Genomic DNA, 23,414 nt, shown 5'->3' on the forward strand with positions numbered 1-23,414 from the left:
CACCGTATCGGTTTCCGCTGTGAACTCGCGGGAGTTCAGCGACCGGTGAATAGGGGAGCACGGCGCTGTGCCGCCGCCGTCACGCCCTCGCGGAAGTCGGCGGTCGCCTGGAGCCGCGTTTGTTCATCGAGCTCGTGGGCGGTGGCGGCTGCGACGGCCTCGGCGAGTCCGGCGCGCATCGTGGCACGGATGCTGGTGAGCGCCAGGGGCGCCGAGGCGGCGATACGCTCGGCGAACCGAATCGCCGCCGGGCGAACATCGCCGTCAGCGGCCAATTCATCGAAAAGCCCTGTTCTATAGCCGATTTCACCACCATAACGCTCACCGGTGAGCATCCACTCGAGGGCTTTTTGCTGGCCGACGACACGCGGCAACGTGGCGGTGATGCCGAAGCCGGGATGAAACCCCAGCCGGCTGAAGTTGGCCGCAAATCTCGAGGAGGGCGCCGCCACTCGGAAGTCTGCGCTGAGGGCGAGCCCGAGCCCACCGCCGATCGCGGCGCCCTGCACCGCCGCGACAACCGGCTTGCGGGCGCGGAACAGCCGGATGGCCTGCGCGTAAAGCTCTTTGGGCGACGAACGATTCTCGGCGGGCTGGGAGAAGTCGGCGCCCGCGCAGAAGTGTTTTCCCTCCGCGCACAACACGATCGCCCGGCATTCGATGTCGTCGTCCAGTTGCTCGTAGGTGTCGGCGATGTGCGTGATCAAGGCGGTGTCGAAGTAGTTGTTCGGGGGCCGATGGATCTCTACGACGGCGACGTGGCCGACGAATTCGACGGTGACATCGACAGTGTTCATAGCTGTTCCAGCAGTTCGCGCACGGCGGCATTGAATGTCTCGGGCTGGTCCATATTCGCCGCATGCCCGGCATTGTCGATGACCAGCTTGCGGGAATTGGCGATCTTGCGGTGCATGTAATCGGCCGGGGCCAGGAAGTCGGTGTCCTGGGCGCCGACGACCACCAACGTGGGCACCCTGATGCTGTCGAGCGACGTGATCACGCGCGAGTCCTTTTGCGCCATCACACCGCGGGCAGCGCGAGGCAGCCCCTCGGGATGCGCATGCAACGCCTGAGCCACTTCCGCCGAGACGTCGGCACGCCCTTCGCCCTGCTCAAGTTCTCGAGCGCGTCGTTCCACCCACGCGTTCCACTTGTCGCGTGCTTCGTCGTTGCGGTAGCCCGGCCCCGTGTCGACCAGCACCAGCGCGGCCACGCGCTGTGGATGGGCGAGGTGAAAGGCCAGGGATAGGTAGCCGCCCAACGACATTCCGCCGAGCACGGCGCGATCGGCACCGGCGGCGTCGAGAATGGCCGCCATGTCGGCGACGCTGATCTGCTCGGTGTAGCGGTCCATGTCGTCGGGTGCGTCGCTGCTGCCGTGGCCGCGCTGGTCCCAAACGATCACCGGTCGGTCGACGCTCAAGGCATCGATATTGCGGTTCCACATGCCCGCGGTGGCGCCGAAACCGTGTGTGAGCAAGAGCGGCAAGCCCGGCGCGTCCGGGTTGTGCACCTGATAGGCCAGCGTGACCCCGTCCGGGCGTTGCAGTCGATTCACGACATCACCTCCGACCCCGACTGGATGGCTGGGTACAGGGCGTCGGGGCCGCCGGCGACCAGGGCCGCGCCAAGCCTGTCCGCCCAGCGGTGATGCCCTCCGGCTTCGTCTCGCCATGCCCAGAGGCGACGGGTCAGATAATGCAACGGATACTCCCTCGTCATACCGATCGCGCCATGCGTCTGGTGGGCGGCCGCCGACACCAGCTGCGCGGCCCGGTCGGCAAGCATTTTGGCGCAAGCGATTTCGAAACCGCCGCGGCCGAGTTCGACCGCTTCGGTCGCACCATCGGTCGCCGATGCGATCAGCGCGGCCTGCTGGTGGATGGTGACCAAATGGGCTTGCACGGCCTGGAAGCGACCGATGGGGCGTCCGAACTGCTCGCGTTCACCGCTGTAGCGCAGTGTCATTGCCGCGACGGCACTTATCGCGCCGGCCATCAACGCGACGCGACCCAGCGCGGTGCGTTCCCACAAAGTTTGATCGGTAACCGCGTCCGGTGCGTCGGCGCGCGCGGTTACCGGCACGCCGTCGAAAACGACTGTGTCACGGGGATCTTCGGCGAGATTGACCGCGCGGCTGACGGCCGGGCCTCCTGATGATGCGGCCGGTCCGGGCGCGAGCACCACGACGCCGTCGACGAGCCCGATGACATGCTCGGCACGGTGACCCCACGCGACCGCGGGCGCCGTACCGAACAGGCGATCACCGTCGAGGCGGAGTGTCGTGACGGGCGGCAGCGCCGTGCGAACACCTTTGGGCAATGGCAGACCGGCAGAAGCCAATAGCCATCCGCCGACCAGTCCGGCTTCGGCCAGGGGCACCGGTGCCGCGTGTGCTCCCGCCGCTCGCAGCAGCTGGACAGCATCGGCAACGCTGCCCCCGGCTCCGCCCAGCTGCTCCGGGATAGGGACGTCACTGAATCCACTCTGCTGCAACGCGTTCCAAAGTTGCGGCGCCCAACCGGTAGCTTCGGCTTCGCCGACATCCTGCCACCGGCTGTGCGCGGCGAACAGTTTGGCGGCCGCGCTATACAGTTCGTTCTCGCTCATGACAAACCTTTGGCCGCGACCGAGCGCAGTATCTCGTTGGTACCGCCGCGGATGGTAAACGACGGCGAATCCAGCACGGCGCGGCGTAGCAACCGTTCGAAGAGCGACGGCTCCGGCTCCAGGCCGCAGACGAGCTCACGGTCCAACAATCCCCGCAGCGCGCTCACGACATCCTGTTCGAACCGGGTGCCCATCTCCTTGATGAGCGCGGCCTCGGCGGCGGGCGTGCCGCCGGCATCGATCGCCCTGGCCACGGACAGCGATAGCCGGCGCACCACCCAGTATTGGGCCGCGAGTTCGCCGATCAGCCGACTCCCGGAGACAGTGGCGGCCAGGTCCGGCCACTCGCGCAGGAACTCTTGGACTAACAGGAAGGTCGAGATCCACCGGTCCGGGCCGCTCCGCTCGAAGGCCAACTCGCTGGCGTTCTGCGCCCAACCCTGTCCGATTTCACCGATTACCATCTCGTCGGACACCAGCACGCCGTCAAGGAGCACCTCGGCGAAGTGGTCGGTGCTGCCGTTCAGGTAGGGGATCGGCTTGACCGTCACGCCGGGGCTGCGCATATCGATCAGGAACCGGCTCAGCCCGCTATGACGTTCGCCCTCCCCGGTTCGACACAGCGCGATCATGAAGTCGGCGCGCATCGCGTTACTCGTCCAAACCTTCACGCCCGACACTCGCCAGCCATCCCCGTCGCGCACACCCCGCGTCCGCACCGAAGCGAGATCGCTTCCGGCGTCGGGCTCGCTCATGCCGATGCAAAAACACAACTCGCCCCGGCAGATTCGCGGCAACAGCCACTGCTTCTGGTCCTCGGTGCCGTAACGCAACAGCACCGGGGCGATCTGCCGGTCGGCCACCCAGTGATGCCCAACCGGGGCGCCCCAGCGCAGCAGCTCCTCGACGACGACAAAGCGGTCGACGGCGGTGGCGTCGTGGCCGCCGTAGCCCGCCGGGACCGCCATGCCGATCCAGCCACGCTCGGCCAACGCGGCGGAGAACGCCCGGTCAACCCCGGCGCTCATCCCGAGGCCAGGCTCGAACGTCCCCCAGGGCAGCGTCTCGGCCAGGAACGCCCGAACCTGTTCCCGCAATTCCAGCTCTGCGGCGGTAAGCGCGGCAGGCGACGGGACCATACTGGCAGGCTAACCACCCGCTCGGAAGCGAGGAAGTTGCCGACCCTGATGCGCCGGCAGATCAGCCGCCCCTAGTGGGGGAGCTGCAGGTAGCGATGCACCAGGGCGATCGCTGTGCCGCCTTCACCGACTGATGCCGCGACGCGCTTCACTGATCCCGAGCGAATGTCGCCGATTGCGAAGATGCCCGGGGCGCTCGTTTCGAGGCCGAACGGCTCGCGTCCGGGCTTCCACGGTCCCGCCTTCATCGCATCGGTTCCCGTCAACACGAAGCCGTGTTCGTCGCGCGAGATCTGTGGTGGGAGCCAATCAGTCGTCGCCTCGGCGCCGATGAGCACGAAGAGCACCCTCGCGCCGCGCCGAGATGTGATGCCGGTCCTTCGATCGATCACCTCGATCTCCTTGAGTTGTTCGTCTCCGTGCGCGGCGACAACCTCGGATCGGGTTTCCACCCGGATGTTGGCTTTTGTTGCGATCTGCTCGATGAGGTAGGCAGACATGCTCTCGGCGAGCGATTCGCCCCGCACGACGAGCGTGACCGATCGGGCGTGGTTGGAGAGAAACACGGCGGCTTGGCCGGCCGAATTGCCCGCACCGATCAGATACACATCGTTGCCCTGCGCCAGACCCGCGTCGCTGCGTGCCGCGCCGTAGTAGACACCGGAGCCGACGAACCGATCGACCGATTCGAGCCGCAGGCGTCGCCATTCCACACCCATCGCAAGCACGATCGACCTCGTCCGAAGAACGTCGCCACCATCGAGGGTGACTGCCATCTCGGCGGGATCGATGCCTTCGACCTGACGCGTCACGACGATTTCGGCGCCCAGCCGTTTCGCCTGTTGCAGCGTCCGCGTCGCGAGGTCGTCACCAGAGACGCCGAACGGAAATCCCGTGTAGTTCTCGATCCGGGTTGAGGTGCCGGCCTGCCCGCCGGGGGCGAAGGATTCGATCAGTCCGGTTTGCAAACCCTCGGAGGCGCCGTTGACCGCCGCAGTCAGGCCCGCCGGGCCGCCGCCCACGATCACCACGTCGTAGTTTCTCCGGGTCGGTTCGACCGTCAGTCCAGCGGCCGTGGCAACCGCCCGCATCGTCGGGGTGGCCAGCTGGGTGCCGTCCCGCAGCACCACCACGGGATAGGCGGCGGGTTTGCCTCCGGTGTGTTCGAGAGCTGCGGGGTCGTCTGAATCTAGGCGTTCGTAAGGAATCTGGTTGCGATGCAGAAAGGTGTCGCATGCGTGCACTCCCGGGTCGACGCGCGGGCCGATCACGAACATGGCGGGCTCGCGGGGGCTGGCCGTGGCGCTTCTGAGCATGTCCATGCGCCGCAGCGCCGCGGCACCGACCGCTTCGGAGACTTGGGGCGCCATGGCGGCGAGCGTGTGGAACTCCTCGACCGTCACTTTCAGCACGCGCGATGGCTCGACGGCTCGCATGCTGGCGGGCAACGACGTACCGAGTGTCATCGGGATCTCGCCTGCGACTTCGCCCGGAAGCCGCACGCCGATCACCTGCTCGACTCCGTTCACCAGCTTCGTCAACTCGGCCTTGCCTTCGACCACGATCGCTAAGGACCTTCCTTCGCCCTCGTGGCCTACGTACTCCCCGGCGATGAGGTGAATGTCCTCAACGGCGCCGGCAAGGTACTCCAGTTCTTTGTCCCCCAGCGTCGAGAAGAGTGGAATTGTGGCCAGCTCTTCGATGGTGAACATGACTGCCTCCCAATCCCTTTCACGGGAGTCGCTGATTCACGAGAGCGGCTTCGCGTGTGGGGTCGAAATTCTTCGATACAGAAATCGTCCACCGCACAGCCATGGCGGCACATGAGGCATCCGCCCCAAATGTCGGGACGGAACACCTGGGCCCAGGCAAGCGTATGGTTCGACCATGAACGTCGCGCCGGACGTCCACTATGCCAAGAGCGGCGGCCTGAACATCGCGTTCTCGGTGACCGGAGAAGGGCCCGACCTGGTCGTCGCGCCCGGCTTCATCTCGCACCTCGACATCATGTGGGAGGAGCCGTCAGTCGTTCACTTCTACTCGCGGCTCGCGTCCTTTCGCCGCGTCGTCACCTTTGACAAGCGGGGCACGGGCCTTTCGGATCCGGTGATGCACGCGCCAACGTTGGAAGAGTCCGTCGATGACCTGCGCGCCGTCATGGACGCGGCCGGATGTGAACGTGCCGACCTCGTGGGCGTCTCCGAGGGAGGCACGATGGCGGTGCTGATGACTGCCGGCCATCCCGACCGCGTGAATGCGCTTATCCTCTACGGCACGTTTTCCCGCCTGCTCCGAGCAACTGACTACCCACTTGGCGTCACCGAGGAGCAGCTGACGGCATTGGTCGAGGTGAGTGCCAAGGGCTGGGGTGAGGGCATCGGGCTGGGTGCGTGGGCTCCGAGCCGGCGGGGCGACGCCGATTTCCGGCGGTGGTGGGCGCGGCTGCAGCGGGTGGCTGCCAGCCCGGGCATGGTGCGCAACATCTTCGCGCTCTATCCGCAGCTGGACATCCGCGACGTGCTGCCCGCGATCCAGGTGCCGACGCTCGTGCTCCATCGGCGCGGCGACCGGATGGTGCGGCTCGAGATGGGTCGCTACCTCGCTGACCGCATCCCCGAAGCCAAGTTCGTCGAGGTCGACGGCGCCGACCACCTGTTCTTTACAGGCGACGCCGATACCGTTCTCGATGAGATCGAGGAGTTCCTCACCGGCGTCCGGCCGCTGCCTGTGGCCGAACGCGTACTGGCGACGGTGTTGTTTACCGACATCGTCGACTCCACGAAGCGAGCGGTCGAGCTTGGCGACCAGCGGTGGAAGGAGATGCTCGGCAGGCACGATGTCCAGGTACGGCGCCAGCTGGCACGCTTCCAGGGCCGTGAGGTCAACACAACCGGCGACGGCTTCCTCGCCCGGTTCGACGGACCCGCCCGCGCGATCCGGTGTGCCATGGCGATCCGCGACGTGCTGCGGAGCCTGGGTCTAGAGGTGCGGGCGGGCGTACACACGGGCGAGGTCGAGCTGCGCGACGACGACATCAGCGGCATCGCTGTCCACATCGCAGCGCGTGTGGCGGCAGCCGCCGGGCCGGGCGAGGTGCTCGTCTCGCGCATCGTCGTCGACCTGGTCGCCGGGTCGGGGCTCAGCTTTGCCGCTCGCGGCGAGCACGTTCTCAAGGGTGTGGCGGGTGAGTGGGGGCTATTCGCCGTCGAGGGCTGACATCGGATAACGACGGCTCTTGACGCTGTCAGGAACGACGAGCCACGATCACCGGGACCTTGATCCTGTTGACCACCGCCGCGCCGACCGAGCCCAGCATCATGCCGGCGAAGCCGCCCCGGCCGTGGCTGCCGATCACGAGCAATTGCGCCCATTCGGATGCCTCGATCAGCCAATGCGCGGGCTCACCGATTTCGATTCTGCGACGGACCCCCACCTCGGGATAGCGCTCCTGCCAACCCGCCAGCCGTTCGCCAAGCATCTCTTCCTCGGTGGACAGCCCGACATCCCAATCGAAGTTCGGGAACGCCTCTTTGAAGTCGGTAATCCGCAGATCCGTCCAGGCGTGCAGGGCAATCAGACCGACACCCCGTCGTGACGCTTCGTCGAATGCGACCGCAGTCGCCGCCTCCGACGCGGACGAGCCGTCGATGCCCAGCAGGACCGGCGCTCGAGCGACATTGCTGATCAGCGGCTTCTCGTCGTGGATCACGGCGACTGGGCAATGCGCGTGGTAGACCAGTCCCGAGCTCACCGAGCCGAGGAAGCTGCGGACCAGCACGCCGCCATACCCCCGGTAGCCGACCACGACCATCTCGACCTGTCTGGACAGGTCGATGAGCGTCGGGACGGTGGCCGAACGAAACACCTTGCTGTGGATCTGTACCGGGCCACAATCGCCGGTGCTCTCCTCGGCGACCTTGACCGCCGAGTCGAGGAAACCGCGCGCCCGCCGTTCCAGCCATTGGCAGAAGCTCCCCAGCGCGGCGACTTCGAACCACTCCGGTAAGGAGGCATCGATGACATGGACCATGGTCAGCGGCACATCCCGCAGCGCTGCGTCACGGGCCGCCCACCGCACAGCGCCCAGTGCCGCTGCCGAGCCGTCGATACCTACCACGACCCCGCGACGCGGTGGTTGCACCATTCCAGCTCGTTTCTGATCGGCTATGTGCCCACCGGCAGGATCGCTCAGGGCGGCCCTCATTTGTCAGGGCCGAAGAGATGCAAGCCGAAGGACCAAAGGCATCGAGTGCAGGCCGAGGGTCCTTTGCCGCAGCCCGACGGACGCTTAATCTCCCGACATGGACCGCATCTGGCAGTGGACATGGGATCGGTGGCGGCGTTCTAGCCTTTCGGCGCCAGGACGACGACGGGGATGGGTCGCGACGTCTTCTTCTGGTATTCGTTGTAGCGATTTTGATTGTTCTTGTTGACGATCTGCCATAGCCGCGGGTAGTCGGGATCGCCGGACAGCACCGGTCGTGCGGTGACAGCGAGACGTCTTGGGCCGACGTTGATCTCGACGTCGGGATTGGCCTTCAGGTTGTGGTACCAGCCAGGAGCCCGGGGCGCACCGCCCTTGGAGGCGACGATCAGATAGTTGTCACCGTCGCGGGCGTAAGTCAGCGACGTCGTGCGTTGTTTACCGGTCTTCGCGCCGACGGTATGCAGTAGCAGGCTCGGTATCCACAGCGTGCGGTGACCGATCCAGCCGTTCGTCTTCTGATAGACCGTGTCGTGCACCCGCAGCACCTGCGAGAACACCCTTTCCACCAAACTCATGGCTACCAGTCTCACTCAGCGGCGTCGGGCTTTTCCAGTACTGTCCCTGAAGCGCGCTCCGCTCGCACAGTCGGGTCACAGTGCGGCGGGTTAGTAATGGTGCGGCGGTCGCTCGTCGCGGAGCCGGCGCTCGTCCCATGCCTCGCGCGCCTGCTCCTCGTCGCCGAACCTCTCCAAGTCCTCGGGCGTGACGCGTTCCCGCGGCGGTTTTGGCTCGGCCGGCCGTGAAGGTGGGGGTTCGCTAGCCATGAGGCAATTGTCTCTTACGAGCTCTAAGTCTCTGCTCGGGCGATGTTCTCGACGATGATCTCACAGGCGGTGTCATAGAAGGCGCTGATCAGAGTGGAGAAGGAGAGCTCGAAGGGATAGATCATGTGCACCGCCAGCGGTTCCACCGTCCATTCGGGAAGGATCGGCACGATGGTGCCCTCGCGCAGTTCCTCGGCGCAGATGATCTGCGTGGGCATGGCGCCGATGCCGAGGTCCTGCAGAATGTACTCCTTGCACACTTGAAAGTTGTTGGCCCGTGCGCGCACTCGTGGCGACAGCTCGTATCGCTTGTTAGGTTTGGTCACCGCCAGCTTTTGCGGTCCGCAGAACCCGAAGTCGATGAACGGCAGGGTGTTCAACTGCGCGGGTTCGGTGATCGGGTCCGGCAGTTGACCCACGAAAGTGGTTGAGGCGCAGAGGAACAGGTTCAGGTCGAAGACCTTGCGCGCGATCAGTGTCGAATCCTGCAGCGGCCCGGGACCGAACACGACGTCGTAACCGTCTTTGACCGGGTCGACCATGTTGTCGACCAACCGAATGTCCAAGCGCGAGTTCGGGTAACGCCGAAGGAAGGTGGCCCCGACCCTGGATGCATAGTCGATGCCCAGGCTTACCGGTATCGCGACCCGCAGCTCACCCTGTGGCTCCTGCCTGCTGCCCTCCACCAGCGCCCGGACGCCGTTGGCCTCGGTCAAGATATTGAGCGCGTGGTCGTAGATCTGCTCGCCGATATCGGTGACCGTCAGCTGGTGGGTGTTCTTCCGCAGCAGCTTGATGCCCAGGTCGGATTCCAGCTTGGTCAGCTTCCGGCTCACCGTCGACTTGGGCATGCCCAGCGCCGTCGCCGCCTTCGAGATGCTGCGGCAGTCCACCACCTTGCCGAACACCAGCAGGGCATCGAGGTCGAAGGGCAGATTCTGTTCCATGGGCTGCGTTCCAAGTATGCAACAGGGTGTTGCGTTCGTACACCTTATTGGGGGTCCCCCCAGCTGCTAGCGTCGGCCGCACCAGGTAGGGAGGTACCCGGGATGAATCAGCCCATCGCCGTCGCCAAGCCCCCGAGCGGGCACTGGACCGACGCATACCCCGAGCTCGGCCGCGGCCCGGTGTCGCTTGACGATTGTGTGTCCGAGGAGTTCTACGAGAAAGAACGCGAGCACGTCTTCAAGAAGACCTGGCTGTACGTCGGGCGGGTCGAACGCGTTCCGCGCACCGGCAGCTACTTCACCCGCGAGCTCAAGTTCCTGAACACCTCGATCATCATCGTGCGCGGCAAGGACCAGGTGATCCGCGCCTTCCACAACATCTGCCCACACCGTGGCAACAAGATGTTGTGGGAAGACGACCCGTTCCAGGAGGTGTCGGGTCGCGCCCCGTTGCTGTACTGCCGCTTCCACGGCTGGCGCTACAAGCTGGACGGATCGCTGCACTCGGCCACCCGCAAGGACCTGCTGCTGGACTTCGATGCCGACAGCTGCCGGGTGCCGGCGGTGCAGTGCGAGGTCTGGGAAGGCTTCATCTTCATCAACCTCAATCCGAACAACACCGAGCCCCTGCGTTCCTTTCTCGGCGAATTGGCCCATGGCATCGAGGGTTATCCGTTCGACGGCCCGCATCGGGTCTACAAATTCTCGGCCGAGTTGCAGTGCAACTGGAAGATCTTCGTCGACAGCTTCGCCGAGAGTTACCACGGGCCCTACTTGCATGCGTCGTCGTTCGGCGCTCTCACCGCAGAGGCCAGAGATGCGTTCGACCAGCCGAACCCATTCACCGACGCGCTGGCCTACCAACTCAGCGGCCCGCACCGGATGTTCTCGTTCTCCGGTGAGCCATCGCAAAAGACGCCGTACTCCAAGCCCATTGAGTGCGTGATGGAAGCCAGCGCTGCGGGGCCCTGGACCAAGCGCACCGATCGCGGTCCGATGCCGCCGGGGCTCAATCCCACCCGATCGGAGAAATACGGCTTCGACTCCTTCCAGTTCTTCCCCAACTTCGTGGTGATTTTCGGATCGTCCGGTTTCAGCACGCACACGCATTGGCCGACCGGCCCGCACTCGCACCTGTTCGAGGTCGAGATGTTTTATCCCCCGCCCAAGACGCACAAGGAGCGCCTCGGCCAGGAGCTCACCGTGACCTTCCTCAACGACATCATCCTCGAAGACGCGAGCCCGTCGGAGGGTCTGCAGGCGATGCTCAACAGCGGTGTCCTGACGCATTTCACGATGAACGACGAGGAAGTCCTGCTGCGCCACCTGCACAAAGTGGTCGGTGACTACGTCGCGGCCGGCGAAGCGGCGGCCCAGCAATGACTAGGGTTCTGCCGCAGGAGTTTTCGCAACTCGAGCACCTGGTGCCCGAGTGGGCGATCGAGGACGGCCACCAGCGCTACGTCAAACGTGTCAACAGCTCCATGGAGGAAATCCAGGCCTTCTACGACGAGGTGTTTCCGCACGCCGAAGAGGCCGTGGCCTATATCGACAAGTTCGACTACTCCGAGCCGCTGCCCGACGACGTCGCCAATCTGCGCAACCTGCTCTACTCGCTGATCACCGTCTCGTTGGCGGTCGAACTGTGGAAGCAGCCGCGGGTGAAGCATTCGGCCAACACCATTCTCACGAGAGTCAGCTGAACCATGGGACTCACTTCTGCACAGCTGGAGATCGTCGACCTCACCCCGAGAATCGGCAGCGAAATCAGGACCGACCTCGAGACGCTGCTGAGCGGGCGCGAGGCTGCGACGATTCGCGACGTTCTCGAGCGGCGCGGTGTGGTGTTTTTCCGCGGGCTGGACATCGGCGACGAGCAGCAAGTCGCCATCGCCAAGACCCTCGGTACTTTGGTCGCCAACGAGGGCGAGGGTGGGATCAACAAGATCTCCCTCGACGAGAAGGTGAATCAGCGCGCCAAATACCTCAAAGGCTCGATGTTCTGGCATTTCGACGGTTCCCTGCAGCCCCTACCGAATTTGGCCACGCTGCTGCGCGCGGTGCGGCTCTCCGAAACCGGAGGGCAGACCGAATTCTGCAACACATACGCGGCCTACGAGGACCTCCCGCAGGCCGACAAGGACGCGATCGCGGAGCTGCGCGTCGTGCACAGCGCGGAGCGCTCGCAGTATTACGTCACCCCGGAGATGAGTTACGACGAGGTGGCGTTCTGGCAGAAGTCGCCGACCAAGGCGTGCCCGATCGTGTGGACCCATCAATCCGGCCGTAAGTCATTGCTATTGGGCGCAACCTCCGATTATGTGATCGGGCTTCCGGTGGAGGAGAGCCGCGCTTTGCTTGCGCGGCTTCGTGATTGGGCCACCCAGCCGCAGTACGTCTATCAGCATGTCTGGCAGCCGGGTGATCTGCTCGTCTGGGACAACACCGGCACCATGCACCGGGTGTTGCCGTATCCGGTGGACAGCGGCCGCCTGATGCACCGAACCATTCTCGCGGGTGAAGAGCCCCTGCTGTGAAACTCGGGATTGCCACCCCGGTCGTCACCAATGTCGCTGGGGCACCGCTGGAGTGGGAAAAGGACGCCGGCATCGAGGACATCGGCCGGGCTGCGGAGGTCGCGGATCGGCTCGGTTATCACCACATGACCTGCAGCGAGCACATCGGCATCCCGTCCACCGAATCCGTTCGGCGCGGAGCACGCTACTGGGACCCATTGGCCACGTTCGGTTATGTCGCGGCGCGCACGACGCGGATTCGCTTCGCGACCATGACTCTGGTGTTGGGATATCACCATCCGCTGGCGATCGTGAAGCGCTACGGCACACTCGATCACGTCAGTGGTGGGCGGGTGATCCTCGGCGTCGGCGTCGGCTCGCTCAGGGAGGAGTTCGACCTGCTCGGTGCGCCTTTCGACGACCGCGGGGCCCGGTGCGATGACGCCCTGCGGGCGCTGCGAGCGGCTTTGCCGAGCAACAAGCCGGCCTATGACGGTGAGTTCTACTCGTTCGGCGGCCTGACCGTGGATCCCTGTGCGATACAGCCGCATATGCCGATCTGGGTCGGTGGACGGACCCGACGCTCATTACGGCGGGCGGTCACCCTCGCGGACGGTTGGTGTCCGTACTACGTGTCGATCCACACCGCGGCGGAATGGCTGCAGCAGTTCGAGCTTCCCCCGGATTTCGAGGTGGTGATACCGGCCGAACAACCCCTCGATCCGGCCGGGAAACCCGAAGCGACGAAGGACATCTTGCGGGAATTGGCCGACGGCGGCACCACCACGCTCTCGGCCCGCTTCGCTCACCATTCGTTGCAGCACTACCTCGAGCAACTCCACGCCTTGATCGAATTGCATCGTGAAACCTTCGGCGCGCACGTGCGTACGCAGTAGATAGGAATGTCATGACCATCAGGACTGCCGACGACTTGTACTACGACCCGTGGGACGTCGATCTCAACGCCGATCCCTATCCCATGTTCAGGCGCATCCGTGAGAACGCGCCGCTGTACTACAACTCCGAACACGACTTCTATGCGTTGAGCCGGTTCGATGACGTCAACCGGGCGCTGGTAGACCATCAGACGTTCAGTTCCGCGCGTGGTGTGGTGCTGGAGATCATCAAGGCCGGAATCGAAATTCCGCCAGGACTACTCATCTTCGAAGATCCACCCGTGCACGACATCCACCGCAGCCTGCTCTCCCGCGCGTTCACGCCGCGCAAGATCAACGCCCTCGAACCGATGATCCGGGAGTTCACGCAGCGCTGCCTGGATCCGCTGGTCGGCGGCGACCGGCTGGACTTCGTTCAGGATCTCGGCGCCATCATGCCGATGCGTGTGGTAGGCATGCTGTTCGGAATCCCCGAGGACTACCAGCGGCGAGTCCAAGAGGACGGCGAGAAGTTCGTCCGGACCAAGCGTGGTGGACGAATGACCGACAACACCGACGCCAAGCTCGCCGACGGAGAGGTCTTCGCCGACTTCATCGATTGGCGGACAAACCATCCCGCCGACGATCTGACGACGGAGCTTCTCAACGCCGAGTTCGAGGACGAGAACGGTGTGACGAGGAAGCTGCATCGCGACGAGCTGCTGATGTTCATGAACGTCGTTGCGGTCGCGGGCTCAGAGACGACAACGCGGCTGATCGGCTGGTCGGGCAAGCTGCTGTCCGAGCATCCCGATCAGCGCCGGCAATTGGTTGCCGACCGATCGCTGTTGCCCGGCGCAATCGAGGAGCTACTTCGGTTCGAGCCGCCCGCACTGCAAGCGGCGCGGTACGTGACGCGAGACATCGAATTCCACGGCGCGACCGTGCCCGAAGGCAGTGCGATCCTGACGTTGATCGGAGCCGCCAACCGTGACGAAAGGCGGTTCGGCGATAACGCCGAAACGTTAGACGTGACGCGGGTGCCGCGCCAGCATCTGACGTTCGGGGTGGGCGCCCATTACTGCCTCGGCAATGCACTGGCGCGGATCGAGGGACGAATTGCGTTGGACGAGATCATGAATCGTTTCCCCGATTGGGAAGCCGACCTCGACGCCGCGGTGTTCTCGTCGTCTTCGGCCGTGCGGGGCTGGGACAGCATGCCGGCCCACGTTTAGGAACACCGCGCCACTCAGTGGTTACTCCCAACTCGTCACCGTGGGAGTGGTCGCTTGTCGACACGTTCGGGGTAAGGTGAGGGAGCGTAATGCCGTGTCCCGCTTCGTGATGCCGTTTGTTTACTTCCGGCCCTGAAATTTTTTAGGACGCGATCGGCGCTTTGAGCCTCAGGCGTTTTCGATGATCCACGTGGTGGTGAAGCGCAACATTTCGGGGATGCCCTCGGCCAATCCGGCTCCGATGGATTTCTCGAGCTTGCCGCCCAACAGCGGGATTTTGACCTCCACCATGAAGGCGGAGCGAAGTTGTGAGCCGCCGTCGTCCGTCGGCGCCAGCCAAGTCTCGGCACGGCCCGACCCCAATCCGCCGGACGCCGAGACGCTGACCTGCCCGCGCACCTGGCGGTCACCGTCGGGTCGCCAGGTCTCGGACTGCACGATCTTCACGTCAGTCTTGACGAATTTGGCGACCATCCCGGGTAGGAGCTGACGACCTAGGTGCTGGGTCGTGAGCACTGTCACCGTGCCTTCGGCGTCGACTTCCAGCGAATTCAGCGTGGTGTCGGCGGCACCGGCCGCGATGCGGGCCAGCCAATAGTCCTCACGAGTGAACGCGGCATGAATTTGCTCGACAGTGGCGGGCGACTCGGTCAAGACGTCGAATGAGCGAGACATACCGATCCATTGTGGCAGAGGCCGGGTTCAGGGGCGCTCGAAGTGCTGATAGTCGATGGGCGCCGCCCAATGGCCACCCCATTTCCACCCGCGGTCCGTGAAGGCGCGTATGGCTGGGTCGCCGTCGTGGAGGAGTCCCGGGTCGGTTCGGCTGCGGTCCAGGTAGTTTGCCGCATTCTGCGGTTGGAAAGTGCCGGTGGCGTAGACGCACGGGTTAAGGCGGGGATTGAGGTCGATGGCGCGACCGTAGGCGTGTTGAGACCAGTGCTCGCTTCCGGGAATGCCCCGGCAGTTGAACGCCGACGTGTTGTCGTCCTGCATGGACAGCTCATCGTCGGCGCCCGGATAGTGGTCGGCCGGGCGGATCTTCTCGATCGGGAAGCCCAGGCGGTACAGCCGCTCGAAGATCGCGATGACCTCGGGCACCAGGTCCTGGTGCACGATGAGCTCGCCGCGGTGACTTTGGCCGTCGAATCCGAGGTGGTCGACCTCGACTCGTCGGAGCTGCGCAGGGTCCACCGGGCAGCCCGGCCGCCAGCTCGGGCCGAGCTCGGCCGCGGTGACCGGACGAACGTTGCCAGCGGCGGGCGCCGGCGGCGGGCCGGCCCGCGACGACGCGGCCGACGTCGGCCTGGCCGCGGGGGGTGCCGGCGCGGCGGTGCACTGCGTCGACACGACACCGGCCGCCAGGGCGCCCGCCAGCATGGCAACCCACCGCCTGCCGGAGGTCAACGGGGGTGAGTCCTCACCGCTTGCTCCATCCTGGCCAGACCGCCGCGACCACGTGTCGCGAGCAAGGTCCGACGCCAACGCTTGCACATTCGATTATGCGACTGCTCGCTGCGCCCTGGGACCTGGTGCGCAACAGCCGCTTTGCGCCGAATCTGAAAGGCATAGTGCGTGCCGCGGGTCCGTCGACTTACCCTTGCCGTATGCCGGTAGTCAGGGGCAGGTGGAAGTCCTGGCCACCACCGCTTCGCAAGACGGTTGTTGTCGCCGTTGTGTTGCTTGCCCTCGTCGCGGCTTCCCCGTGGGCCTTTACGACGCACACACCGGTCACCGACCGCCCACCGCAGCCGGCGTCCGCGCCCGCACCCCCGCCGGCTGCGGCTCCCGCACCCGCTCCCGCACCCGAGTTCGCGGCCGTCTCCAAGCTGATGAACGATGCGATCGCCGCGGACGGTCTGCCGGGTGGCGTGGTGGTGGTCGGGCACGGCGGCAAGGTCGTCTTTCACCAGGCCTACGGGTCGCGCAAGCTGGCCGGCGAACCGGGCCTGGACGGATCACCCGCACCTGCGGAGCCGATGACCGAGGACACCATCTTCGACCTGGCGTCCTTGACGAAGTGCCTCGCAACGGCGGTCGCCATCATGCAGCTCTACGAGCAGGGCAAGGTTGCGTTCGACGATCCGGTGCAGAAATATCTGCCCGACTTCAACGCGACGAACGATCCACGGCGGGCGAAGGTCACCGTCCGCATGTTGCTGACCAACACCTCGGGCGAGGGGATCGACGTGAGCCTCGGCGATCCGTGGGGTCTGGGTGCACCCGACAAAGCGCAGGGTGTGCATCGGGCTCTCACCACGCCGCTGCAGTCGGGGCCGGGCGAGCTTTTCCGATACTCCGACATCAACTACATCCTGCTGGGCGCGCTGCTCGAGAAGGCCACGGGCGAGCCTGAAGACACCTACGTTCAGCGCAATGTCTTTGCGCCGCTTGGCCTGCAAGACAGCCGCTATCTCCCTGCGGCCAAAGCGTGTGGCCCACACGTGGTGCGGGGCGCCGCGGTTGCGTGGGCCCCCGCGCCGACGGGCGGTGAGCCTTGTCCCGCGGGGACCTGGAACACGGGTATTCTGGCGCGCATCGCACCGACGGCGCGCGATGAGGAAAGCAGGGACGACCCGAGCAAGAATCCGGATTTCTATGCCCTGCTTCGGGGTACGGTGCATGACCCGACCGCGCGCCGCATGGGGGGAGTGGCCGGCAATGCCGGCGTGTTCTCGACGGCGCACGATGTCGGCATCTTTGCGCAGGCGCTGCTTGATCGGCTAGCCGGTCGCACGAGTGAGTTCCCTTTGGGGCAAGAAACTCTCGAGCTGATGACGACTCCGCAGCAGCCCGGCCACACCGCCGAACAAGTCGAAGCGGCCAACCGTGCCGCCCAACAAGCTCACGTTCCAACGTATCCGGCGATCGAGGGGCAAAGCCTGTTCGGTTTTGGCTGGGACATCGACACGGCCTACTCCAGACCGCGCGGGAGGGTCTTTCCCGTCGGAAGCTTTGGCAACACCGGGTTTACCGGCACCACGTTGTGGATGGACCCAGGCTCGGATACGTACGTCATTCTGCTCTCGAACTCGATCCACCTGCGCGGCAGCCCGCCGATCTCGAAGCTCAGAGGTGCGGTGGCGACGGCGGCGGCGCAGGCCCTGCATCTCTACGGTGCGGCGCCACCGGCCTCGATCTCGACGCCTGCGCCGCGGAAAAAGCCGTAGCTCCTTGTCATTTCACGCAGGGAATGCCGTCGGCGGTCATCCGCGAGAGGTTGGTGACGGCAGGTTCCTGCGCCCCGGCGCCGGTGGCCGGGACCGTGGTGACCGGTGCCGCGGCGGTCGTCGTCGTCGAATCCGATGAGTATGTGCGGGCGCGGTCAAATCGGGAGAAATCGGTCCCGACGGTCAGCCGCACCGTGTTGCGGGGTACGCCGTCGGATGCGGTCGCCGCTATGTCGTACTTGTCGGCGAGCTCGGTGGCGGCTACCTTCGCGCCGGGTCCGTAGGTGATGGTGCTCGTCTCGGCAGTGGAGTCGGCGGTGCTGACCTTGCCTTCACTGAATTGCCCAGTCGCCAACAGTATTTGGACATTCGTGGCCTCGCCTTCCCGGCCCGATGCGTTGACCACATCGAGCGCGATGCTGCCGGGGGTGCTCTGCGCACCGCCGTCCGGTTGGGCCGCCGTGGTGGGGCTGCTGCTCGAGGGCGCGGTCGACGAATCGGCGCCCACCAGGTTGTGCACGATGGAGCGAATGGTGGGTATGTCGATGAAGTTCACGTAGGCACCGTTCGAGAGCTCGCCGAAACTGATGACCGGCAGGGTGTACAGCGCCATGGGTCTTTGGGGGAATGCCAAGGCATTACGAACGAATTCGTCAAAGTCGAAGCCGACGTCGACGGCGACGTTCTGCTCGGCGACGTTAAACACGGCGTGCAATTTGGTGGGGTCCGACAACGTCCCGCCGCGGCGCATCGCACTGACCACCGAGACGATGAAGGCCTGCTGGCGCCTGCTTCGATCAAGGTCGGTGAACGCCGCGTCGTTGGGGTCGCGGCGTTGCCGAACGAAGGCCAACGCCTGAGTTGCGGTGATCTGTTGCACGCCTTGATGAAAGTCCGCGCCAGAGTAGTAGCGGTCCGAGGTGTCCGCGGCGAGGCACACCGTGATCGGTTCGACCACCCGGGCGAGTTGAAAGAACCCGGCCAGGGTGATTTCGATGAAGTGATCGATCGGGATTTGCAGAAGACTTTTGACGGTGCTGATTTCGGCCGTGCGGCCCGCCTCCCGCGCCGCCTGTTCTTTGGCCGTCGAGTCTTGCCCTTGCAACGGCCTCGGATTCGGCTGCGAGCCGGCGGAGCCGTGGCCGGCCATCACGCGCTGGTAGGCGTAGGCGTAGGCCTCCTTGATCTTGCCGCGGCAATCCGAGGTCGGGCATCCGGCCAGATCGACATAGTCGTCGCGGGGGATCGAGATCGCCGTGGCTGGACCGCCGCCGGCGGGTAGGTGCACGATGATGAGCGCGTCGGAATCGCCGTCAGCGGAATCCTCGTTGCCCGCGTGCAGCGCGTCATAGATGTCGGGGGGTAGCGGCTGTCCGTGCTGGTCGCGGCGGCTATCGAGGCCCATGATCAGGATGTTTTGATCGCTTCCGGTGGACGCGGGTTCTCCCGCCAACGCCTCGGATCTGGTGATGCCCGCCGACGCGCTGCGGTAGGCGTGCCAGGCGATGCCGAGGACCGCCACCACGATCAGCGATATCGACGCGGCCAGCACCTTGGCACCGGCCACCATCCTATGGTTGCGGTGCAGGCGATTCCGGGGCCCGGCCGTCGACGAAACTTCTTCTTGCTCGCCGGGCGGGCCCGCTCGACGCGTCATGACAGAACTGAGAATAGCCAGGCAGCGGTGCTTCAAACCGGGGATTGGGCGTTCCGCCTTTTCAGCAATCGGCCGACCGCTACGGTCCCGGCTCAATCTCCAACAGCCGCAAGGGATGTAGGCCGTCGACGTTGCCGACGAACGGCGGGTGGATGCTGTAGCCGAGCATCCGGCGAATGTCATCGGAAACCGCTCGCGCGATGTCGCGCGATGTCGACAAGGTGAAGGCCTCCATCGGGCGTAGCCACGGTTCGCAGTACTGGGCGGTGACGGCGAGGCGCTCGTGTCCGGTGTTGTTGGCGCCCCCACCGTGCCACAGGGTTCCCACGAAGAAGACGCACGATCCCGCGGGCATGACGACGGGTACCGCCTGATCGTCGGGGCCCGGCCGGCGCTTGCCCCAGCGGTGGCTACCCGGGTAGACGACGGTGGCGCCGTTGTCGGCGGTGAAGTCGTCGATCGCCCAGATCGTGGCAGCCGCCAACGGGGCCCGGGGCCGTGGTATCGGGTAGAAACCGTCGTCGTGGTGCGCCAGCTGCGCGGCCTCACCGGGCTGAATGTTGATGGCCTGCAACGCCGAAAGCAGATAGTTGGGCATCAGCAGGCGATCGAGCACCGCCAGCACCCGGGGAGCGTCGACCAGCGGATCACATACCCGGGTCCTGCTCAGCACGCTGTAGATGCGCTGGGTGCGCAGGCCTTCGAAGGAATTGCGTCCGGTGTGCCCCAGCCACGGGCGCACAACGTCACGGATCTGCGAGCATTGCTCGGCGCTGAGCAGGTTCTCCCAGATGACGTAGCCGTTGCGATCGAGCGCCGCCATGTCGGCCTCGACGATCGCGCTGTCCACCGAACTCCCACCGGTCGGCGTCCGCCTGTACCGCTGCGCCAGGTCGCCCCGGAGGTCCTCCAGCGTGGTGACGGATTCGTCGTCGATGCTCATTGGTGCTCGTCCTTAGTCCACTGGCGCTTCTGCCCACACTAAGCCGAGTTCGCCGCAACCCATACCCAAATCGCCGACCGGTCAACCCCGAAGGCCGGTGATGAACCGCTGGACGCTGCGCGTCAACGACCGTGGGACGTGGTCGGGATCCATCAGGTCGTTCTCGGCCAGCGGGCCAGCCTCGTCGGCGACGGTGCGCTCGGTGAATGGGCACAACGTCTTGCCGTCCCTCCGAAGAGTTTCGACCGCCTTCAGGACCGACCCGTGTTCGTCGATCGCCTCTTCCAGCTCGCTCACCGCAACGCCGAGGTGCTCGGACACCAATTCGTTTCGCACCGAAGTGATTTCGTGGCGCAGGTCGTCGTGTTCGGAATTCGTCGGCTGCGCCTCGATGGCGACGTCGCACTCGCTGTCGAACCCCATCGAGCGGTTGTTGAAATTCGAGGAGCCGATGCGCAGCAGCCGATCGTCGACCGCCAGCACTTTGGAATGGACGTAGATCGGCGCACCGCCGTCGGTCACCGGCCAGTAGACGCCCAGCCGGCCATGCTTGTCGGCCTCCCACAGCAGTTGGAGAAGCCGGTGGCGCGCGCTGTCCATGGTTCCCCGCTCAAGCGGGTTATTGCCCTTACGCGCGAGCACGATGACGATTTCGGGCCCGTCGTCTTCCCGGAGGCGCGCGGCCAGCGCCTCGGTAATGGTGCGGGACGCCAGGTATTGGTTCTCCGCGTAGATGGTGCCGCGCGCGGCCGCGATGGCGGCCAGGTTGAGCGCCTCGACCTCGCGGACCTCCCGGCGATCGCCGAGCCGCGGCACGGTGCGTGCAATCCCTACGTCGACATTGCGCAGGCTCGGCGCCAGCTTGCTGGGCCAGGCGCTGTGCTTGGCCTCGACCGGCGACAACGATTGCTGCGTCGCGGCCTGCCAGCGGGCCAGCGCCTGCTCGCCCAGGGCCCGTGCCGCCGCGCCGTCAACCGCCAGCCCGACGTCGTGTCGCGGGCCGTAGCCGCGTCCCGCCGTCCGGCGGTGGTGATTCTCATGCTGGTGGGCACGGGTGTCCCATCGTTCGAGGGTGAGATCGATGCCGGCGCAAAACGCCACCGCGTCGTCGACGACCACGATTTTCTGATGATGCACCGAACCGATCGGGTGCGCGCCGTCGATGGCGAAGTGCATTCGTTTGCTGCTGATCTGGTTCAGCAGCGACACGGGTGTCAGGCCGAACCAGATGCCGTCGAAGGCCGGTAGCAGCCGTAGATTCGACTTCAGTAGGTAGATATCCAGCCCCGGCCGTTTCCACAGCATCCAATAAAGGAAGGCGCCCAGCTGGTTTGGCCCTGGAAGGGTCTTCTCACCCCGCTCGAACAGCACCCTGGAATCGAAATCCCAGCCGATCAGCATCAGTCGGTGACGGGCGCGCAGCATCGCCGCCTTGACGTGTTTGAAGTAGTCGGCCGCGTCGATGATGGGCGCGAACTTGTCGGCACGTGCCGTGCGCCAGCAGGTCTGGCCGGGAGTCAGAAGTCGATCGTCGTGCACGCCGGGGCTCTCAACGATGTTGATGGGGCAGCGCGGGCATAGCCACTGTGTACCACATCGCGGCCGTGGGCCAGGATTCGTGAGGAAGGGCCACAACGGGCTCGACTTGCGGTTATGAACAGCCCGGGGGCTCGGCAGGACAACGGAGGCGATCTATATGAGGATGAAGCCATGCGAATGCTGGTAGTGCTTGCCGGCTGCGCCGCCCTCATCGGTGTGGCCGCGCCGGCGTACGCCGACCCGGTCGGCACTTCGGGACCCGATGCGAGCTTCATCGCCGCGCTCAACCAAGCGGGCATCACCTATCAGGACCCCGCCGCCGCCGTCGGGGTGGGTAAAAGGGCGTGCCAACTGATGGACGAGGGCAGTCCCCAGGTCGAGGTCATCAAGAGCGTGTCGTCGAGCAATCCGGGGTTCACGGTGGACGCCGCCGCCCAATTCACCATGATCGCGGCCAGCGCCTACTGCCCCCAGCACCTGGGGCAACAGGTCACCAAGGCGCCGACGCCGGCGTCGACACCACAGCCAGCACCGGTCATCGACCTTCCGCCCCTCACGCCGGGCGCCGCCTAGGAGGCGTTATCGGTTTCTGCTGCAACGGGATTCGTTGCGACCCGAGTTACGCCGCGGCCTCCAGGGTCAGCAGGATGCGTTTGGCTTCCGCGCCGGCGAGGTAGCCACCCATCGCGCCGTCGCTGCGTACCACGCGGTGGCAGGGCACCACGACCGGTAGCGGATTGGTGGCACAGGCGCTGCCGACGGCGCGAACCGCGTTGGGGTTGCCGGCCAGCCTGGCCACCGCGGCATAGCTCGCGGTGTGGCCGTAGCCGATCTCGGACAGGTGACGAAGCACCGTGGCGCGGAATCCGGCCGACAGCCGCCAGTCCAGCGGCACGCTGAATTCCTGGCGCTTGGCGCCGAAGTACTCGTCGAGTTGCCTTGCGGCCGTGTCGAGCCGGTCGGGTGCGAGCAGAATGCGTGGACTGATCCTGTCGGCGAGGCTTTGCAGGACGGTGTCGTGTCCCTCGCTGGCGTAGGCCACGCGGACGAGACCGAGCTCGGTGGCCGCCAGCAGCAGGGCGCCGACCGGGCTGTCGACGACGCGGTAGGCGATGTCGAGGATGCCGTCGCGTTGCGCGCCGGCGGCAAGCCGGGCGTGCAGTGCGTCGAGGTCGTCGGCGGTGGCGTCGGTGATCCTTGCCAGGTCGACGGCCGTTTCGTGTTCGTTGCTCATCGGTGTTCTCCCGTCGTGCCGGTCGCGATGCCGCGGTACGTGCGTCTGAGGGTGGCGATGCCGTCGGCGGCGGCGCGCCGGGCGGCGTCGGGGCTGCCGCCGAGGATGGCGGCGATCTCGGAATAGGGCAGGCCGGCCAGGTAGTGGTAGGCCACGGCCTGCTTCTGTTTGGTGGGCAGCCCGGCCAGCGCGGCGGCGAGGTCGTCGTCCCTGCCGGGAGCCGCCGGGCCGCCGGTCTCGGGGACCTTGTCGGTTGGCACCGCGCGCCGTGCCCTGGCTCGGGTGAGGTCGATCGCCTTGCGGTGCGCGATGGTGACCAGCCAGGCCTCCACGTTGGCGTCGGCGGGCAGGTCCGGGTAGCCGCGCAACGCGGACAAAAAGGTCTCCGACCAGGCATCGTCGGCGTCGACCGGTCCGACGATGGCCCGGCAGACCCGCAGCACGGCGGAGCCGTGGTCGACGACCACCGCCTCAAACGGTCGTTTGACTGTCACGCTGTGTAGACGTTTCGCCGGGGG

At 65.6% G+C, this 23,414-nt stretch carries 24 protein-coding genes; 8 read left to right on the top strand and 16 right to left on the bottom strand.

Annotated features, from left to right (window positions below):
• Positions 1-35: 35 nt before the first annotated feature.
• The 5 genes from G6N50_RS28035 to G6N50_RS28055 form a co-directional block, all read right to left on the bottom strand.
• Positions 36-797, bottom strand: coding sequence for an enoyl-CoA hydratase/isomerase family protein (locus G6N50_RS28035; protein ID WP_083092928.1), 762 nt, complete (start codon positions 795-797; stop codon positions 36-38).
• Positions 794-1,558 (bottom strand): alpha/beta fold hydrolase, encoded by a 765-nt coding sequence (locus tag G6N50_RS28040; RefSeq protein WP_083092926.1) that lies wholly within the window; start codon positions 1,556-1,558, stop codon positions 794-796. Before G6N50_RS28040 ends, G6N50_RS28035 begins: the two co-directional genes overlap by 4 nt.
• Entirely contained in the window at positions 1,555-2,610 is a 1,056-nt protein-coding gene (locus G6N50_RS28045) for an acyl-CoA dehydrogenase (protein ID WP_083092925.1), read from the bottom strand. Before G6N50_RS28045 ends, G6N50_RS28040 begins: the two co-directional genes overlap by 4 nt.
• Positions 2,607-3,749 carry an acyl-CoA dehydrogenase family protein gene (locus G6N50_RS28050; protein WP_083092923.1) on the bottom strand — a complete coding sequence of 381 codons (1,143 nt, stop codon included), beginning with the start codon at positions 3,747-3,749 and terminating at the stop codon, positions 2,607-2,609. Before G6N50_RS28050 ends, G6N50_RS28045 begins: the two co-directional genes overlap by 4 nt.
• A 71-nt stretch (positions 3,750-3,820) precedes the next feature.
• Complete coding sequence (locus tag G6N50_RS28055; protein ID WP_083092921.1) at positions 3,821-5,461, bottom strand: FAD-dependent oxidoreductase; 1,641 nt, start codon at positions 5,459-5,461, stop codon at positions 3,821-3,823.
• 175 nt (positions 5,462-5,636) lie between these two features.
• Here G6N50_RS28055 and G6N50_RS28060 point away from each other — a divergent pair, with 175 nt between their 5' ends.
• Positions 5,637-6,965, top strand: a complete 1,329-nt coding sequence (locus G6N50_RS28060; protein ID WP_083092920.1) for an adenylate/guanylate cyclase domain-containing protein — start codon at positions 5,637-5,639, stop codon at positions 6,963-6,965.
• A 28-nt stretch (positions 6,966-6,993) separates the two neighbouring features.
• On the opposite strand, the gene G6N50_RS28065 is transcribed toward G6N50_RS28060, so the two are convergent.
• The 4 genes from G6N50_RS28065 to G6N50_RS28075 form a co-directional block, all read right to left on the bottom strand.
• Complete coding sequence (locus tag G6N50_RS28065) at positions 6,994-7,893, bottom strand: universal stress protein (RefSeq protein ID WP_083092918.1); 900 nt, start codon at positions 7,891-7,893, stop codon at positions 6,994-6,996.
• Between the two features lie 200 nt (positions 7,894-8,093).
• A complete protein-coding gene (locus G6N50_RS28070; protein ID WP_083092916.1) occupies positions 8,094-8,531 on the bottom strand; it encodes a nitroreductase family deazaflavin-dependent oxidoreductase in 438 nt (145 codons plus the stop codon).
• 90 nt (positions 8,532-8,621) lie between these two features.
• On the bottom strand, positions 8,622-8,780 hold the full coding sequence (locus G6N50_RS28955) for a hypothetical protein (RefSeq protein WP_169926935.1): 159 nt from the start codon (positions 8,778-8,780) through the stop codon (positions 8,622-8,624).
• Positions 8,781-8,803: 23 nt separating this feature from the next.
• A complete protein-coding gene (locus G6N50_RS28075; RefSeq protein ID WP_083092914.1) occupies positions 8,804-9,727 on the bottom strand; it encodes a LysR family transcriptional regulator in 924 nt (307 codons plus the stop codon).
• 102 nt (positions 9,728-9,829) lie between these two features.
• Between G6N50_RS28075 and G6N50_RS28080 the strand changes: the two genes are divergently transcribed.
• Genes G6N50_RS28080 through G6N50_RS28100 form a run of 5 tightly spaced genes read left to right on the top strand, consistent with a single transcriptional unit; the run spans position 9,830 to position 14,353 of the window.
• On the top strand, positions 9,830-11,110 hold the full coding sequence (locus G6N50_RS28080; RefSeq protein WP_083092912.1) for an aromatic ring-hydroxylating oxygenase subunit alpha: 1,281 nt from the start codon (positions 9,830-9,832) through the stop codon (positions 11,108-11,110).
• A complete protein-coding gene (locus tag G6N50_RS28085) occupies positions 11,107-11,430 on the top strand; it encodes a hypothetical protein (protein ID WP_083092910.1) in 324 nt (107 codons plus the stop codon). Before G6N50_RS28080 ends, G6N50_RS28085 begins: the two co-directional genes overlap by 4 nt.
• Positions 11,431-11,433: 3 nt before the next feature.
• Positions 11,434-12,264: a TauD/TfdA dioxygenase family protein gene (locus tag G6N50_RS28090; RefSeq protein ID WP_083092909.1), complete on the top strand. Its 831-nt coding sequence runs from the start codon at positions 11,434-11,436 to the stop codon at positions 12,262-12,264.
• Positions 12,261-13,139: a TIGR03619 family F420-dependent LLM class oxidoreductase gene (locus G6N50_RS28095; protein WP_083092907.1), complete on the top strand. Its 879-nt coding sequence runs from the start codon at positions 12,261-12,263 to the stop codon at positions 13,137-13,139. Before G6N50_RS28090 ends, G6N50_RS28095 begins: the two co-directional genes overlap by 4 nt.
• An 11-nt stretch (positions 13,140-13,150) precedes the next feature.
• Positions 13,151-14,353 carry a cytochrome P450 gene (locus G6N50_RS28100; protein ID WP_083092906.1) on the top strand — a complete coding sequence of 401 codons (1,203 nt, stop codon included), beginning with the start codon at positions 13,151-13,153 and terminating at the stop codon, positions 14,351-14,353.
• Between the two features lie 168 nt (positions 14,354-14,521).
• On the opposite strand, the gene G6N50_RS28105 is transcribed toward G6N50_RS28100, so the two are convergent.
• Positions 14,522-15,028, bottom strand: a complete 507-nt coding sequence (locus G6N50_RS28105) for a DUF2505 domain-containing protein (protein WP_083092904.1) — start codon at positions 15,026-15,028, stop codon at positions 14,522-14,524.
• Positions 15,029-15,055: 27 nt separating this feature from the next.
• Entirely contained in the window at positions 15,056-15,733 is a 678-nt protein-coding gene (locus tag G6N50_RS28110) for a M15 family metallopeptidase (protein WP_083092903.1), read from the bottom strand.
• 227 nt (positions 15,734-15,960) lie between these two features.
• On the opposite strand from G6N50_RS28110, the gene G6N50_RS28115 reads away from it, so the two are divergent.
• Positions 15,961-17,523, top strand: coding sequence for a serine hydrolase domain-containing protein (locus G6N50_RS28115; protein ID WP_083092901.1), 1,563 nt, complete (start codon positions 15,961-15,963; stop codon positions 17,521-17,523).
• Positions 17,524-17,530: 7 nt separating this feature from the next.
• Here the strand turns inward: G6N50_RS28115 and G6N50_RS28120 are convergent, their stop codons facing one another.
• The 3 genes from G6N50_RS28120 to G6N50_RS28130 all read right to left on the bottom strand — a co-directional run bounded on the left by G6N50_RS28120 (position 17,531) and on the right by G6N50_RS28130 (position 21,662).
• Positions 17,531-19,093, bottom strand: coding sequence for an LCP family protein (locus G6N50_RS28120; RefSeq protein ID WP_083092900.1), 1,563 nt, complete (start codon positions 19,091-19,093; stop codon positions 17,531-17,533).
• Positions 19,094-19,259: 166 nt separating this feature from the next.
• Complete coding sequence (locus G6N50_RS28125; RefSeq protein WP_083092899.1) at positions 19,260-20,123, bottom strand: phytanoyl-CoA dioxygenase family protein; 864 nt, start codon at positions 20,121-20,123, stop codon at positions 19,260-19,262.
• An 81-nt stretch (positions 20,124-20,204) separates the two neighbouring features.
• Entirely contained in the window at positions 20,205-21,662 is a 1,458-nt protein-coding gene (locus tag G6N50_RS28130; RefSeq protein ID WP_083092898.1) for a phospholipase D-like domain-containing protein, read from the bottom strand.
• A gap of 171 nt (positions 21,663-21,833) precedes the next feature.
• Between G6N50_RS28130 and G6N50_RS28135 the strand changes: the two genes are divergently transcribed.
• Positions 21,834-22,235 (top strand): DUF732 domain-containing protein, encoded by a 402-nt coding sequence (locus tag G6N50_RS28135; protein WP_197748043.1) that lies wholly within the window; start codon positions 21,834-21,836, stop codon positions 22,233-22,235.
• Positions 22,236-22,281: 46 nt separating this feature from the next.
• Here G6N50_RS28135 and G6N50_RS28140 read toward each other — a convergent pair whose 3' ends face one another.
• Positions 22,282-22,896: a methylated-DNA--[protein]-cysteine S-methyltransferase gene (locus G6N50_RS28140; protein WP_083092897.1), complete on the bottom strand. Its 615-nt coding sequence runs from the start codon at positions 22,894-22,896 to the stop codon at positions 22,282-22,284.
• Positions 22,893-23,390, bottom strand: coding sequence for an RNA polymerase sigma factor (locus tag G6N50_RS28145; protein WP_232068849.1), 498 nt, complete (start codon positions 23,388-23,390; stop codon positions 22,893-22,895). Before G6N50_RS28145 ends, G6N50_RS28140 begins: the two co-directional genes overlap by 4 nt.
• Between the last annotated feature and the right edge of the window lie 24 nt (positions 23,391-23,414).

This window comes from Mycobacterium mantenii, assembly GCF_010731775.1.
Taxonomy (GTDB): domain Bacteria; phylum Actinomycetota; class Actinomycetes; order Mycobacteriales; family Mycobacteriaceae; genus Mycobacterium; species Mycobacterium mantenii.

What these genes read in the sequence shown, in the direction of transcription:
- G6N50_RS28055 (WP_083092921.1), bottom strand. Translation starts at nt 5,461, where the DNA reads ATGTTCACCATCGAAGAGCTGGCCACAATTCCACTCTTCTCGACGCTG.
- G6N50_RS28085 (WP_083092910.1), top strand. Translation starts at nt 11,107, where the DNA reads ATGACTAGGGTTCTGCCGCAGGAGTTTTCGCAACTCGAGCACCTGGTG.
- G6N50_RS28080 (WP_083092912.1), top strand. Translation starts at nt 9,830, where the DNA reads ATGAATCAGCCCATCGCCGTCGCCAAGCCCCCGAGCGGGCACTGGACC.
- G6N50_RS28120 (WP_083092900.1), bottom strand. Translation starts at nt 19,093, where the DNA reads ATGGTGGCCGGTGCCAAGGTGCTGGCCGCGTCGATATCGCTGATCGTG.
- G6N50_RS28115 (WP_083092901.1), top strand. Translation starts at nt 15,961, where the DNA reads ATGCCGGTAGTCAGGGGCAGGTGGAAGTCCTGGCCACCACCGCTTCGC.
- G6N50_RS28110 (WP_083092903.1), bottom strand. Translation starts at nt 15,733, where the DNA reads ATGCTGGCGGGCGCCCTGGCGGCCGGTGTCGTGTCGACGCAGTGCACC.
- G6N50_RS28070 (WP_083092916.1), bottom strand. Translation starts at nt 8,531, where the DNA reads ATGAGTTTGGTGGAAAGGGTGTTCTCGCAGGTGCTGCGGGTGCACGAC.
- G6N50_RS28955 (WP_169926935.1), bottom strand. Translation starts at nt 8,780, where the DNA reads ATGGCTAGCGAACCCCCACCTTCACGGCCGGCCGAGCCAAAACCGCCG.
- G6N50_RS28050 (WP_083092923.1), bottom strand. Translation starts at nt 3,749, where the DNA reads ATGGTCCCGTCGCCTGCCGCGCTTACCGCCGCAGAGCTGGAATTGCGG.
- G6N50_RS28135 (WP_197748043.1), top strand. Translation starts at nt 21,834, where the DNA reads ATGCGAATGCTGGTAGTGCTTGCCGGCTGCGCCGCCCTCATCGGTGTG.
- G6N50_RS28065 (WP_083092918.1), bottom strand. Translation starts at nt 7,893, where the DNA reads ATGGTGCAACCACCGCGTCGCGGGGTCGTGGTAGGTATCGACGGCTCG.
- G6N50_RS28060 (WP_083092920.1), top strand. Translation starts at nt 5,637, where the DNA reads ATGAACGTCGCGCCGGACGTCCACTATGCCAAGAGCGGCGGCCTGAAC.
- G6N50_RS28125 (WP_083092899.1), bottom strand. Translation starts at nt 20,123, where the DNA reads ATGAGCATCGACGACGAATCCGTCACCACGCTGGAGGACCTCCGGGGC.
- G6N50_RS28075 (WP_083092914.1), bottom strand. Translation starts at nt 9,727, where the DNA reads ATGGAACAGAATCTGCCCTTCGACCTCGATGCCCTGCTGGTGTTCGGC.
- G6N50_RS28140 (WP_083092897.1), bottom strand. Translation starts at nt 22,896, where the DNA reads ATGAGCAACGAACACGAAACGGCCGTCGACCTGGCAAGGATCACCGAC.
- G6N50_RS28090 (WP_083092909.1), top strand. Translation starts at nt 11,434, where the DNA reads ATGGGACTCACTTCTGCACAGCTGGAGATCGTCGACCTCACCCCGAGA.
- G6N50_RS28105 (WP_083092904.1), bottom strand. Translation starts at nt 15,028, where the DNA reads ATGTCTCGCTCATTCGACGTCTTGACCGAGTCGCCCGCCACTGTCGAG.
- G6N50_RS28045 (WP_083092925.1), bottom strand. Translation starts at nt 2,610, where the DNA reads ATGAGCGAGAACGAACTGTATAGCGCGGCCGCCAAACTGTTCGCCGCG.
- G6N50_RS28100 (WP_083092906.1), top strand. Translation starts at nt 13,151, where the DNA reads ATGACCATCAGGACTGCCGACGACTTGTACTACGACCCGTGGGACGTC.
- G6N50_RS28035 (WP_083092928.1), bottom strand. Translation starts at nt 797, where the DNA reads ATGAACACTGTCGATGTCACCGTCGAATTCGTCGGCCACGTCGCCGTC.